This window comes from Frankia sp. CeD (genome assembly GCF_000732115.1).
In the GTDB taxonomy this organism is placed as follows: Bacteria; Actinomycetota; Actinomycetes; order Frankiales; family Frankiaceae; genus Frankia; species Frankia casuarinae.
In genome coordinates this window covers 24,075-36,906 of record NZ_JPGU01000014.1, presented here as the reverse complement: position 1 = coordinate 36,906, position 12,832 = coordinate 24,075, and the positions used below count along the sequence as shown (strand labels likewise).

Below are 12,832 nucleotides of genomic sequence, written 5' to 3'. Positions count from 1 at the left end.
GGGTGATGGACCCGCCGGCACCGGCCCACGTGCTGGCCGCGGCGAACGCGCTGAAGTACCGCGACTTCCTCACCATCGCCCTCGTGGTGCCGGCCTCGGCCGCTTTCCCGGACAACTGGATCTACATCCACTCCCCCACCGTCAAGGTCGGCCGGATCCAGAACTTCGCCTCCTGGTCGCCATTCCTGGTCAAGGACGGGCGTACCTGCCTCGGCCTGGAGTACTTCGTCTTCGAGGGTGACGAGACCTGGAACGCCTCCGATGAGGAACTGGTCGCGCTCGGGACGAAAGAACTCGTCGAGCTGGGTCTGATCAGGGCCCAGCAGGTGGAAGAGGGTTTCGTCGTACGCATGCCGAAGGCATATCCATACTACGACCTACACTACAAGAAGAACGTCGATATCATCCGCGCCTGGCTGGCCGAGAACACGCCGAACGTCCACCCGGTCGGCCGTAACGGCATGCACCGTTACAACAATCAGGACCACTCGATGCTCACCGCGATGCTCACGGTCCAGAACATCATCGACGGCACCAAGCACGATGTGTGGGAGGTCAACGTCGAGGAGGATTACCACGAGGAGGTTTCGTCGCCGGCCCGGGGCATCGCCCGGTCCTGACGGAGGATTCGTCCGGAGCACGGATTCATCCGGGACGGGTTCGTCCGGGGCACGGGTTCGACGGACGCCGCCACAATGTCAGGCGCGTTGTCGGGCANGTTGTCGGGCAGGTTGTCGGGCGCGTTTCACCGTCGGCGCCCGCTCCACTTCCGGGGCCGGCCGGCATGGCCGGGGACGTACCCGGTATTACCGGGTACGGATCGGATGGGTGATGGGACGGGCCGCGTCCCATCACCCATCCGGAACATCATCGAGGCGTAGGGGCGCGCCACGCGAGACTGGTACCGGATGCGGCCCTGCCCGGCCGGCCGATCGTCTACCGGCCGGCCCGTCGCAGTCCGGTCAATGTGGACGGAAGGGACTGACCGTGACGGATGTCGCGGTCCGGCCGGCGGAGCAGATCCCCGAGCCGGTCGACCAGGTCGGGAACGCATCCGGCCGTGCGGGACGGATCTTCACCGCGGTGATGGGAGTGCTCCTCGCCGTCTCGGTGATCGTGCGGTTCACCGCCAGCCAGGCACTCTGGCTGGACGAGGCGCAGAGCGTCGCCATCGCCCGCCTGCCCCTGCGTGGGTCGGCCTTCACGATGTGGGACGGCCTGCTACGGGACGGCTCACCGCCGTTGTACTACCTGGTGCTCCACGGCTGGATCAAAGCGTTCGGCGAGGGCACCTTCGCGGTCCGCTCCCTGTCCGCGCTGATCAACATCGGTGCGGCGTGGCCGCTGTTCCTGCTCGCCCGCCGCGTGGTCGGCGAGCGGGCGGCGCGGGTCAGCGTCGTGCTGTACCTCACGTCGCCGTTCGCGTTGTACTTCGGGACCGAGACCCGGATGTACAGCCTCATCGTGTTGCTCACCGCGTTGGGTNGACTGGCGTTGGAGCGCGTCCTGCGGGCACCGTCGATCAGATCGACGATCGCCCTGGCGCTCTGCGCGGGAGGCCTGGCGCTGACCCATTACTGGTGCCTCTACCTGCTGCTCACGGTCGGAACGTGGCTGGTCCTGCTGCTGGTGGCCCGTCCGTGGTGGGTCGCGCGCCAGATCCGGCGCGGGGCGGGCGCGGCGGACCCGGCGGGTGTGCCGGGCGGCATGACCGCCTCGGCGAACGATCCGGGCCCGACAGGTGTACCCGGATACCGTTCCGCCCCGGGAAGCCCGGGAAGCCCGGGAAGCCGGGGCCGGGGCGCCCCCCACAGTCACCGGACACCGACCCGTTTCCTCACCCCGCAGCGGCGGGGGCCGGTCTTCGGGCTGCTCGGCATCGTCGGTGGCGGGCTGGTCTTCGCCCCGTGGCTGCCCGACTTCTTCGACCAGCTTGCCCACACCNGCACCCCCTGGGGCGAGCCCGCCAGCTATGCCGCGATCTCCCACGCCTACGGCCAGTGGGCCGGCGGCCCGACGACCCTGGGTCGCCTGTTGCTGTTCCTGATCACCGGTCTCGCCGCCGCCGGCATCGCCGGCCGGCCCGCGGGTAGCCGGTTCATCCTTCTCGATCTGCGTGGTCTCGAACCGGGTCGGACCCTGTTCCTGCTGGCCACCGGCACACTCGTCGTCGCGGTGACGGCGGGCAAGGTGGTCGGCAACGCCTGGGCCGACCGGTACACCGCCACCGCCTTCGTGCCGTTCCTGCTGGTCATCGGGCTCGGCGCGACGATCATCACCGATCGGCGGGNGTTNCATGGAGNGGNCGCCGTCGCCGCCCTGACCGGTCTGCTCGCCGGGACCTCCGACATCCACCGGGAGCGGAGCCAGGCCACCGAGGCCGCGCAGGTCCTCGAGCGGACCGCCCGGCCCGGTGATGTGATGCTGGTCTGCCCGGACCAGCTCGGACCGGGCCTCGCCCGTACCGTGCCGAACTGGATGAAGGTGTACGTCGTGCCGACCTACGCACCGCCGGATCGGGTCGACTGGGTCGACTACGAGCAGCGCAACGAATCGGCCAACGGGGTCGCGATCGCCCGGCGCGCCCTCGCCGAGGCCGGTCCGGAACACACCGTCTTTCTCGCCGGTTCCGGGTCATACCGCACCTACGAGGAGCTGTGCACGGTGGTGCGCACCACCCTGCAGGAGGCCCGGCCACTCGCGGACGAGGTCATGAAGCAGGGTCTGCCGGCCAAGGTCTACGAGAACTACGCGCTGCTGCGGTTCCNGGCCTCTTGACCGCGACCGAGGCCCTGCCGGATGATCATCGGGTAGGTGGCGGCATGGGCGGCCGGCATGCGGCCACCCGCTGGGNGGACCGCTGGCAACTGCGCGAGGTCGTGCTCGCCTGGCTCGCGGCCCGGCTGGCGGTCGGTGCGGCCCTGGCGCTGACCAGGTACATCGCCGACAACGCCCGCGGGCAGCAGGGCGCGCAGCTGAGCACCACCGACCTGCTCGGTTGGGACGCCGGGTGGTACAAGACGATTGCCGAGGTCGGGTACAGCGGCGCTGGGGCCGAGAGCCGCCGGTTCTTTCCCCTGCTGCCGCTGCTCGTGCGGGGGTTGTCGAAGCTGCCGGGAGCCGACGCCCACGTCGGCGTCGTGCTCCTGGTCGTGGTCAACGTGTGCGCGTTGGTCTTCGCGCTGCTGCTGGTGGGGCTCGCCCGGTTCGAGGGGTTCGCCCCGGAGGCGACCACCCGGCTCATCTGGCTCGCCGCGCTGGCTCCACCCGCCTTCGTCCTGGTCATGGGGTACGCCGAGGCACTCGCCGGGCTGCTGGCCGTGGCGGTGTTCCTCGGTGCCCGCAGCGGGCGCTGGGAACTGGCGGCCGTGGCCGGCCTGCTCGGCGGCCTGTGTCGCCCCCTCGGTCTGATCCTCGCGGTGCCGGTGCTTCTCGAGGCGGCCCGGGGGCTGCCTTGGCCGCTCGTCCGCCGGCTCGGCCCCGGCCCCGGCCCTGGCACGCCGGCCACCACGCCTACGGCTGGAACGCTCACCGCCCGCGACGGGCTGCGTCGACTACTCGCCGTGCTCGCCCCGGTGGCCGGCGCCGGCATCTACCTGCTGTGGTCGGCGCACTCCTACGGTGACGGGCTGGCGCCGTTCACGCTGCAGCGCGACGCGGCACGTCACGGCAGCAGCTCGAACCCGCTGGCGGTGCTGTGGGACGCGGCGCGGGGCGCCTTCTCCGGCGAGCTGGGCACGGCGCTGCACGTGCCGTGGCTGCTCCTGGCGCTCGTGGGGCTGGTGGTCATGGCGCGCCGGCTGCCAGTGTCGTACCCGGTGTGGAGCGCCCTGGTCCTGGCTGCCGTGCTGACCGGCAGCAACCTGGACTCCGCCGAGCGGTACGTCTACGGGGCGTTCCCGTTCCTGCTGGTCGCCGCGCTCGTCACCGCCCGGCGGGAGATCTTCACCTTCACGCTCGCCGCCACCACGGCCGCGATGACCCTCTACGCGACGCTGGCCTTCACCCTCTCCTACGTGCCCTGACCACCGGCCGTGCCCTGACCACCGGCCGCGCGTCGGTGGATGGCGCGCTGGGCCCGCATCATCTCGCGAGCGCTTCCAGAAGCCCTTCCAGAAGATGGCGATACGGTTAACGTAGAGAGGGACCGCACGATGATCGGTCGCCATCCCACGCCACACCACACCACACGCAGCCGGTCATCCTCCGCTCGCAACCACGAGGTCAGGCCGCATTGGATGGAGTAGAGCTGGAGTACCAGCGGCTGTACCTGCCGCCGGGTACGGACCGCCGGGCAGCCGTCCAGATCCTCACGATGCACGCCGAGTTCGGCCACTGGGAGCTCGAACGCCTACGGCTGTTCCCGGATGGCTCCCGGCGGGTAGTGCTGCGCCGCCGTCGGCGCCCCGGCGGCCTGCCCGGCTATCTGCCCACCTGACAGCCGCCCACCTGGCAGCGGACCTGGGAGGGCGTGCGCACCTCGACCACGTCCGGAGCGATCCCCCGGGTCTGCAGATGCCGTCCCGACAACGCCCATCCGGCCGGCACCTCGGCTCCAGTTGCGCCGGCTCCAGTTGCGCCGGCTCCGGCGTCGCCGGTATCCGCCTTCCGGGACCGCTCCACCGTCCAGACGTCGACCCGGAACCAGTGATCGCTCCAATGGGCGCTGTCATCGGCCCGCAGCTGCACAAACCGGCGACGCAGAACCTGCCGGGCGACCTCCAGCGCGGACAACACGCTGACCTCGATGCCCCCGGACGGCTCGGCCCGATCGGCGATCCATACGCTGCCGTCCCGGCTGACCTGCACGAGATAGGCGTAGGTGGCCCGGGGATGGTCCGCGTCCGCGTCCAGCGGAGCTCCGAGGCCGATGCTGGACAGCGGATCGCCAGCCATACCCCCATCATGTCATGCATCGACGATGGCTCCTACGCGGATGGTGCCCCGCGCGCGGACAGCGGCATCTCGTCAAGCCGTACCGGCAGGTTCAGGTCAGCAGATCCGTACCGGCAGGTCCGTACCGGCAGGTCCGGTCAGCAGGCGTGCAGGAAGCGGTCGAGGACGCGGACGCCGAAGCGCAGCGAGTCGAGCGGCACCCGTTCGTCCACCCCGTGGAACATGCCGGAGAAGTCCAGGTCGGGCGGCAGCAGCAACGGGGAGAACCCGAAGCAGCGGATGCCGAGCCGGGAGAAGGACTTCGCGTCCGTGCCGCCGGAGAGCATGTAGGGCACGGCCCGGGCAATCGGGTCCTCGGCGCGCAGCGACGCGGCCATCGCCTCCACCAGCGCGCCGTCGAAGCTGGTCTCCAACGCCTGGTCGTGGACGACCCATTCGCGACGGATGTCCGGCCCGAGGATCTCGTCGAGCTGGCGGATGAACTCCTCCTCCTGACCGGGCAGATAGCGACCATCGACGTAGGCGGTGGCCTCGCCCGGGATCACGTTGACCTTGTGACCGGCCTCGAGCTGGGTCGGGTTGGCGGTGTTACGCAACGTGGCACCGATCATCCGGGCGATCGGGCCGAGCTTCGCGACGGTCGCCTCCAGGTCGTCCAGGTCGAACTCGATGCCGAGCGCCTCCCCGAGGGAGTTCAGGAACACCCGGACCGTCGGGGTCATGACCAGCGGGAAGGTGTGCCGGCCGAGCCTCGCCACCGCCTCGCACAGCGCCGTCACCGCGTTGTCATCGCTGATCATCGAACCGTGGCCGGCCCGGCCGGCAGCGGTCAGCTTCATCCAGGCGATGCCCTTCTCCGCCGTCTCGATGAGGTAAAGGCGCAGGTCGTCGGAGACGGTGTAGGAGAACCCACCGACTTCGCTGATCGCCTCGGAGCAGTCGGCAAACAGGTCGGGATGGTTCTCGACGAGCCAGCGCGCCCCGAGGACGCCGCCGGCCTCCTCGTCCGCGACGAAGGCGACGACGAGGTCCCGGGGTGGCCTGCGGCCGGTGCGGACGATGTCGCGGATGACCGCGAGGGTCATCGCGTCCATGTCCTTCATGTCCACCGCGCCCCGACCCCACAGGCAGCCGTCGGCCTCCTCGCCAGCGAACGGCGGCAGGCGCCACTCGCTGGCATCCGCCGGCACCACGTCGAGATGACCGTGGACGAGCAGCGGCGCACGCGAGGGATCCGCCCCCTCCACCCGGGTCACCACGCTGGTGCGGCCCGGGGCCGACTCCAGCAGGGTCGGCTCAAGGCCCACCTCCGCGAGCTTCGCCGCGACGTACTCCGCGATCGGGCGCTCGTTGCCGTCGCCGTTGCCGCGGTTGACCGACTCGAAGCGGAGCATCTCCCGACAGAGCTCGACCACCTCGCCCTCCGCGGAGGGGGCGGTCACCGGCAGGCGCAGGCCACCGGTGCGGTCGGGGGGGGTCGTGGACGCACTCGCCATGCCGCCTAGTCTGCCCCGTCGGGGGTGCAGCCGCCGGGGCGACCGTCTCCTGGGGCATCGACAGCTGCGCGGAACTTGAGGCGATCGNCCCCCGGCTGNGGTGCGTGACCGCCATAAGCGCTTTCGACCTTGACAGGTCCGGGACGCCCCCGGCGGGCTATCGTGTGATGGCCGCGGNGGCGACGCTGGTCCCCGTCCTGCGACGGATGGCAGCCTTCCACCGGAAGGATGTCAAAGGATGTCAGCGGCGCCGTAGCCGGCGTAGTCGAGCAGGTCGTAGAGCTCCGCGCGGGTCTGCATCGCCGGGACCAGGTCGGCCTGGGTGCCCTCGGCGGCGAGCGTCGCGAGCCCCCGGATGATCGCGCCCATCGCCACGCGCAGCGTCGTCACCGGATAGATGACGGCATTGACCCCGAGGTCCGTCAGCTGCGCCGCGGTGAGCAGCGGCGACTTCCCGAACTCGGTCATGTTCGCGAGGATCGGCACGTCGACGGCGGCCCGGAACGCCGCGAACGACCGCTCGTCGGCGAGCGCCTCCGGGAAGATCATGTCAGCGCCGGCGTCAACGTAGGCACGGGCCCGGTCAATCGCCGCGGTCAGCCCCTCCACGGCGACGGCGTCGGTGCGGGCGCAGAGCACGAAGGCGTCGTCGCGGCGGGCCGCCACCGCGGCGCGCAGGCGGCGCACCATCTCGTCGCGCCCGACGACCGCCTTGTCGTCCAGGTGGCCGCAGCGCTTCGGGTTGACCTGGTCCTCCAGGTGACAGCCGGCGAGCCCGGCGTCCTCGAGCAGCCCGATCGTGCGGTGCACGTTCAGCGGCTCACCGAATCCCGTGTCGGCGTCGACGAGGGTCGGCAGGTCGGTGACCCGGGCGATCTGCCCGGCACTCGCGGCGACCTCGGTCAGCGTCGTCAGCCCGACGTCGGGCAGTCCCAGCGCCGCGGACAGCGCCGCCCCCGAGACGTAGACGCCGTCGAAACCGGTCCGTTCGATGCTCATCGCGACCAGCGGGACGAACGCGCCCGGCCAGCGTTGCAGGCGGCCGGAGGCGAGACCCGCCCGCAGCATCCGCCGCTTGTCCGCGACGGGCCGGCCGGCCGGCACCATCATGCGAAGACCCCCCTCGTCCCGCCCGTTTCCAGGGCGAGCGCGTCGGCGACGAGGGTCAGCCCGGCGAGCTCGGCCGGGGTCAGGGTGTCGAGCCGGCCGACCAGGTCGAGGAACCGGTCCTGTTCGGCGGCCGACACGACCCCCTCGGCGAGCGTACGCAGCTTGGCGACGTAGTCCGCACGCCGGAACGGCCGGGCCCCGGCCGGATGCGCGTCGGCGACGGCGATCTCGTCCACGATCGACGTCCCGTCAACGAGCGTGACCTCCACCCGCCCGCCGAAGGCCCGCTCGGCCGGGTCGGTCGCGTGGTAACGGCGGGTCCACTGCGGATCCTCCACCGTGCGGATCCGGTGCCACAGCGCGACGGTGTCGGGCCGGGCGGCCCGTTCGGGGGCGTAGGAACGTTCGTGGTGCCACGTCCCGTCCTGCAGCGCCACCGCGAAGATATACATGATCGAATGGTCGAGCGTCTCCCGGCTCGCGGTCGGATCGGTCTTCTGCGGATCCCCGGCGCCGGTGCCGATCACGTGATGCGTGTGATGGCTGGTGTGGATGACGATCTGGCGGATCGCCGCGACGTCGACCTCGAAGGAGGCTTCGGAGGAGGCCGTGGACGAGCCGGCCCCGAGAGACGAGCCGGCCCCGAGAGACGAGCCGGCCCCGGGCAGCCGGGTACGCAGCCGGCGGGCCAGGTCGATCAGCGCCTGGCTCTGGTACTCGGCGGAGTGCTCCTTGGGATAGGTGGCGAGGATGCCCCGACGGGGCTCGCCGGGTTCCGGCAGCGCCACCCGGTACACCGCGTCCGGGCCGCCGAGCAGCCAGGCGACGACCCCGTCCTCCCCCTCGTAGATCGGCGCCGGCGAGGTCTGGCCGCGCATCGCCCGGTCGACCGCCTCCACCGCCGTCTTGCCGGCGAAGGCCGGGGCGTACGCCTTCCAGGTGGAGATCTCGCCCTTGCGGGCCTGACGGGTGGTCGTCGTCGTGTGCAACGCCTGGCCGACGGCCTGGTAGATCGGCTCGGGGGGCAGGCCGAGCAGGGCACCGATCCCGGCGACGGCGGAGGGGCCCAGGTGGGCGATGTGGTCGATGCGGTGTTCGTGCAGGCAGATGCCGGTCACCAGGTCGACCTGGATCTCGTACGCGGTGGCGATCCCGTGGACCAGCTCGGCGCCGCCGCGGCCGGTGTGCTGCGCGACGGCGAGCACCGGGGGGATGTTGTCGCCCGGATGGGAGTAGTCCGCGGCCAGGTAGGTGTCGTGGAAGTCCAGTTCCCGCACGGCGACGCCGTTCGCCCAGGCCGCCCACTCCGGCGACACCCGTACTGCCCGCTCGACGCCGACGACCGTCGCTCCCGGGGTGTACGGATGGGCGAGCGCCTGGTCGCGGGCCGCGACGACCGGGCCGCGGGTCAGCGCCGCCGCGGCGACCGCCGCGTTGTCGATGATTCGGTTGCCGATCATCTCGACGACCTCCGGCGGCACCGGCACCCGCTCGGCGGCGACCTCGGCGATCTTCCAGGCAAGCTGGTCACGCCGGGGCGGCGCCTCGACGGACCGGCGGGCGCGCACCTCGTGCAGCTTCATCGGACATTCCCCCTGCCGTCTCCACGGTTCTCACCGGCCACTTTCCTCACGGCGGCGGAGCAGGNAGGTATCCATGATCCAGCCTTTACGCTCGCGGGCCTCGGCGCGGGTCCGCTCGATCAGCCCGCCGACCTCGGCGACCGGACCGTGCAGCAGGACCTCCTCCGGGGTGCCGAGGTAGGCGCCCCAGTAGATGTCGACGTCGTCGGCCGGCAGGGTCAGGAAGGTGTTCTCGGCATCGAGCATGACGACGACGTCGTCGACCCCCGGCGGGAATCCGGCGGCGAGCCGGCGACCGGTCGTGATCTCGACCGGGCCGCCGATCCGGTTCAGGATCAGCCGGTGGCGGGCGGCGAGCGCCTGCACGCTGGTGATCCCCGGGATCACCTCGTAGTCGAACCGCACCACGCCCCGCGCCACGATCCGGTCGATGATGCGCAGCGTGCTGTCGTACAGCGACGGATCACCCCAGACCAGGAACGCCCCGCAGCCATCCTCGCCCAGCTCGTCGAGCATCATCCGCTCGTACAGTGCGGCCCGGCGGGAATGCCAGTCCTCGACGGCGGCGGTGTAGTCCGTCGAGGACCGGTCGCGGCTCGGGTCACGGGCCTCGACGATCCGGTAGCCGTTCCCCTCGACGTGCCGGTCGAGGATCTCCCGCCGCAGCCGGACCAGGTCCTCCTTCGCCGCCCCCTTGTCCAGGACGAAGAAGACGTCGGCCCGATTCAGCGCCTTGACGGCCTGGATCGTCAGCTGGTCGGGGTCGCCGGCACCGATGCCAATGACGAGGATCGTGCGCATCTCAGCGCGGATCGGACCCGGCCGGGCTCACCGAATCCGGGCCCGCCGAATCCGGGCCCGCCGAATCCGGGCCCGCCGAATCCGCCAGGCCCGGGGCGACGTCCACCCCTGGGACGATCTTGCCGGGGTTGAGGTTGCGGCCCGGGTCGATGCCGTCGAACAGCGCCGTGAGCAGGCGCACGCCGGCTGGTGAGATGTCGTCGGCGAGCCAGCGCGCGTGCTCGACGCCGACCGCGTGGTGGTGGGACAGGGTGCCGGCATGCTCGATGAAGCCCTGCTGGATCGCGGACTTCACCGTGTCGTACCCGTCGATCGCCTCCAGCGTCACCGGGGAGGCATAGGCGAACGTGAAGTACAGGCAGGCCCCGGAGTGGTACGAGTGCGACAGGTGGCACATGATCCAACCGGTCACACCGATCTCGGCGAACGCCTTGTTCGCCCGCGCGACCACCCCCCGGTACAGCGGGCCGAGCTGCGACCAGGACGTCGACGTCTCCGACACGTCGGCCATCGCGCCCTGACCGAGCAGGAAGTCCCGGATGTACGGGGTGTCGAACTTCTTCTGGTCGTAGAGCTGCCCCGGGCCGGTGCCGACACAGATCCCGCCCCGGCGCGCGACGATCGCCCCGACCAGCTTGCGCTGGGCCTTGACGTGCGCGGGTGAACCCTCGAAGCCGATGAACGACAGGCACATCTGGTCGAGGTCGTACCTGCGGACCCGGCGCAGGTACTGCTTCATACCGGCCGAGACGAGACTTGAGGCCAGGGAGCCGCGCTTGCGGGTAGCGAAGGAGAACCGCGTCTCGTTGGCGTCGGAGACCCGGGTGACCGTCGGCGCGGCCTCGCTCGCGGCGATCTCCCGCATGGCCAGCAGTGCCGCGTCCCAGGTCGGGAAGAAGTAGCCGAGGATCACGCGCTGCTCGGGCACTCGATGCACCTGCACCGTGGCCTCGGTGATGATCCCGAGCCGCCCCTCGCTGCCGAGGATCATCTCCCGCACGCTGGGGCCGGTCGACTGGCTGGGCACGGGCCGGGTGACGAGTACCCCGGCGGGGGTCACGACCCGCACCGCCCTGGTAATCTCCGCGATGTCGCCGTACTTGTCGGACTGCATGCCCGACGAGCGGGTGGCGATCCAGCCGCCGAGGGTGGAGTGGGCGAAGCTGTCCGGGAAGTGGCCGAGCGTCCAGCCCTGCGCGGCCAGCTGCTCCTCCAGACCCGGGCCGAGGGCACCGGCCTGTACGCGGGCGAGGCGGGCGTCGGCGTCGATCTCCAGCACCCGGTCGAGCCGGCCGAGGTCGACGGAGATCACCGGGCGGGTCTCGGTGCGCGGCGCCTCGAGACTGCCGGAGATGTTGGTGCCGCCGCCGAACGGGATGACGACCGCGTCCGCGGCCAGCGCCGCGGCCAGCACCGCCCGGACCGCCTCCTCGTCTCCCGGGTAGACGACGACGTCGGGCAGTCGGCCGAGGTCGTGGTTACGAACCCGGACGAGGTCACGCAGGCTCTTGCCGTAGGCGTGCACGACCCGCGCCTGTGCGTCGGTGGTGACGTGCTCCGCGCCGGCGGCGTCGACAAGCGCGGCGCGCAGCGGCTCCGGCAGCACGGGGTCCGCGATCGTCAGGTCCGCGAAGGCCGGTGGCTGGGCCGGCAGGCGGGTGATGTCGAGCCCGATGTGCGTACGGATGAACGGCGCGAGGTCGGGCTTGTCACTGGGGCTGAAGGAGACACTCTCCTTGCCCCAGCCCCACCACTTCATGTGCGTGACCAACGATGGCTCCTCGACGGGGACGGACAGCGGACGACGGCTCGGGGGGACGACGGCTCGGGGGGAGGGCGGCGGACCGCTCAGGTGCCGGCGAGACGTTCGACGACCGGCGCCATGGCGGTCAACGCGTCCAGGGAGACCCCGATCGTGCTGAGGCCGAAGCGCTCGCGGCGCTCGACGAGGTCGTCGACGATCTCGTCGACCGACCCGCACAGCGCGTGCGGGGTCGCGAGCGCCTGTTCGGAGGTGAGCCCGAACCCGGCGGCCAACTGCTCGGCGACCTGGGTGCGGTTGTCGGTGACGACGACGAGGTGGACGCGGACCTGAAGGGTGAGATCGTCCCAACGGGCGCCGGCGGCCTCCCGGATCCAGCGGACCTTCTCCTCGGTCGCCGCCGTCGTCGCGTTGGCGCCGAGCGAGGCGTCGATCACCCCGCCGGCCATGTTCATGTTCAGCCCGATGATGTCGGCCTCACGGGCGGCGAGGGTCAGCAGCCGGCGCCCGCCACCACCGATCACGATCGGCGGGNGGGGCCGCTGCACCGGCTTCGGCGTCCCGTTCAGGCCGGCGACCTGGTAGTGGGTGCCGCTGTAGGTGAACGGTCCGTCGGCGAACATCCCCTTGATGACGGCGAGGGACTCGGCGAGCCGGCCGATGCGCACCCCCGGCGGATCGAGCGGCAGACCGGCTCGGGAGTAGTCGGAGGTCATCCAGCCGGCGCCGAGGCCGAGTTCGAACCGTCCGCCGGACAGCGCGTCGAGGGTCGCCGCCTCCTTGGCCAGCACCACCGGATGGCGGTAGTCGTTACTGAACACCATCGCGCCGATCCGCAGCGTCGTCGTCGCGTCGGCCGCGGCCATCAGCGCCGCGATCGGCGCGACCTGCTCGTCGAGATGGTCGGAGACGGTCAACGTCGCGTAGCNGAGATCCTCGACCCGGTGGGCGAGGTCGGCCCATGACCGGGCGCTCACCTCGGCGGGGGAGGAACACTGGATGTTGAACCGGAACGGCCGTTTGTACGGCCCGCCGGAGACCTCGGTCACCGCAGCCACTCCTCCACTCACCGGGGCATCTCCAGGATGGGACACATCGAGGACGGGGCGCCTCGAAGACGGGACACCTCGAAGACGGGCACTCGCCGGTGGCATCCTCGAGGACGAGGCGGATACCAAGATAGC

Annotated in this window: 10 protein-coding genes and 1 pseudogene; 4 read left to right on the top strand and 7 right to left on the bottom strand. The window is 71.2% G+C overall.

The annotated features are described in order from the left end of the window. The 4 genes and pseudogenes from CED_RS10360 to CED_RS10345 all read left to right on the top strand — a co-directional run. Positions 1 to 620, top strand: a pseudogene (locus CED_RS10360) (FAD-dependent oxidoreductase); the annotation flags it as partial. A gap of 367 nt (positions 621 to 987) precedes the next feature. Beyond that, complete coding sequence (locus CED_RS10355) at positions 988 to 2,778, top strand: glycosyltransferase family 39 protein (RefSeq protein ID WP_035910183.1); 1,791 nt, start codon at positions 988 to 990, stop codon at positions 2,776 to 2,778. Then, positions 2,775 to 4,025, top strand: a complete 1,251-nt coding sequence (locus CED_RS10350; protein ID WP_369807814.1) for a hypothetical protein — start codon at positions 2,775 to 2,777, stop codon at positions 4,023 to 4,025. Before CED_RS10355 ends, CED_RS10350 begins: the two co-directional genes overlap by 4 nt. Positions 4,026 to 4,234: 209 nt before the next feature. After that, on the top strand, positions 4,235 to 4,438 hold the full coding sequence (locus CED_RS10345; RefSeq protein ID WP_011437049.1) for a DUF5703 family protein: 204 nt from the start codon (positions 4,235 to 4,237) through the stop codon (positions 4,436 to 4,438). Here the strand turns inward: CED_RS10345 and CED_RS10340 are convergent. From CED_RS10340 to CED_RS10310, 7 genes are all read right to left on the bottom strand, one after another. Then, the gene (locus CED_RS10340) at positions 4,423 to 4,896 is read right to left on the bottom strand and encodes a hypothetical protein (RefSeq protein ID WP_011437050.1); all 474 of its coding nucleotides are present in this window, start codon (positions 4,894 to 4,896) and stop codon (positions 4,423 to 4,425) included. The genes CED_RS10345 and CED_RS10340 overlap by 16 nt on opposite strands. 137 nt (positions 4,897 to 5,033) lie before the next feature. Beyond that, positions 5,034 to 6,392, bottom strand: coding sequence for a M20/M25/M40 family metallo-hydrolase (locus CED_RS10335; protein WP_011437051.1), 1,359 nt, complete (start codon positions 6,390 to 6,392; stop codon positions 5,034 to 5,036). Positions 6,393 to 6,623: 231 nt separating this feature from the next. After that, positions 6,624 to 7,502 (bottom strand): methylisocitrate lyase, encoded by an 879-nt coding sequence (prpB, locus tag CED_RS10330; protein WP_023841056.1) that lies wholly within the window; start codon positions 7,500 to 7,502, stop codon positions 6,624 to 6,626. After that, positions 7,499 to 9,085: an MmgE/PrpD family protein gene (locus CED_RS10325; RefSeq protein WP_035910179.1), complete on the bottom strand. Its 1,587-nt coding sequence runs from the start codon at positions 9,083 to 9,085 to the stop codon at positions 7,499 to 7,501. The genes prpB and CED_RS10325 overlap by 4 nt, the downstream gene beginning before the upstream one ends. A gap of 30 nt (positions 9,086 to 9,115) precedes the next feature. Then, the gene (cobF, locus tag CED_RS10320) at positions 9,116 to 9,886 is read right to left on the bottom strand and encodes a precorrin-6A synthase (deacetylating) (RefSeq protein WP_035910177.1); all 771 of its coding nucleotides are present in this window, start codon (positions 9,884 to 9,886) and stop codon (positions 9,116 to 9,118) included. Between the two features lies 1 nt (position 9,887). Beyond that, entirely contained in the window at positions 9,888 to 11,657 is a 1,770-nt protein-coding gene (locus CED_RS10315; RefSeq protein ID WP_035910175.1) for an FAD-binding oxidoreductase, read from the bottom strand. A 77-nt stretch (positions 11,658 to 11,734) separates the two neighbouring features. Next, the gene (locus tag CED_RS10310) at positions 11,735 to 12,697 is read right to left on the bottom strand and encodes an LLM class F420-dependent oxidoreductase (protein WP_235187012.1); all 963 of its coding nucleotides are present in this window, start codon (positions 12,695 to 12,697) and stop codon (positions 11,735 to 11,737) included. Positions 12,698 to 12,832: the final 135 nt, after the last annotated feature.

Excerpts from the sequence above, each read along its gene's own strand:
- CED_RS10340 (WP_011437050.1), bottom strand. The coding sequence starts at position 4,896 with ATGGCTGGCGATCCGCTGTCCAGCATCGGCCTCGGAGCTCCGCTGGAC.
- CED_RS10335 (WP_011437051.1), bottom strand. The coding sequence starts at position 6,392 with ATGGCGAGTGCGTCCACGACCCCCCCCGACCGCACCGGTGGCCTGCGC.
- prpB (WP_023841056.1), bottom strand. The coding sequence starts at position 7,502 with ATGATGGTGCCGGCCGGCCGGCCCGTCGCGGACAAGCGGCGGATGCTG.
- CED_RS10325 (WP_035910179.1), bottom strand. The coding sequence starts at position 9,085 with ATGAAGCTGCACGAGGTGCGCGCCCGCCGGTCCGTCGAGGCGCCGCCC.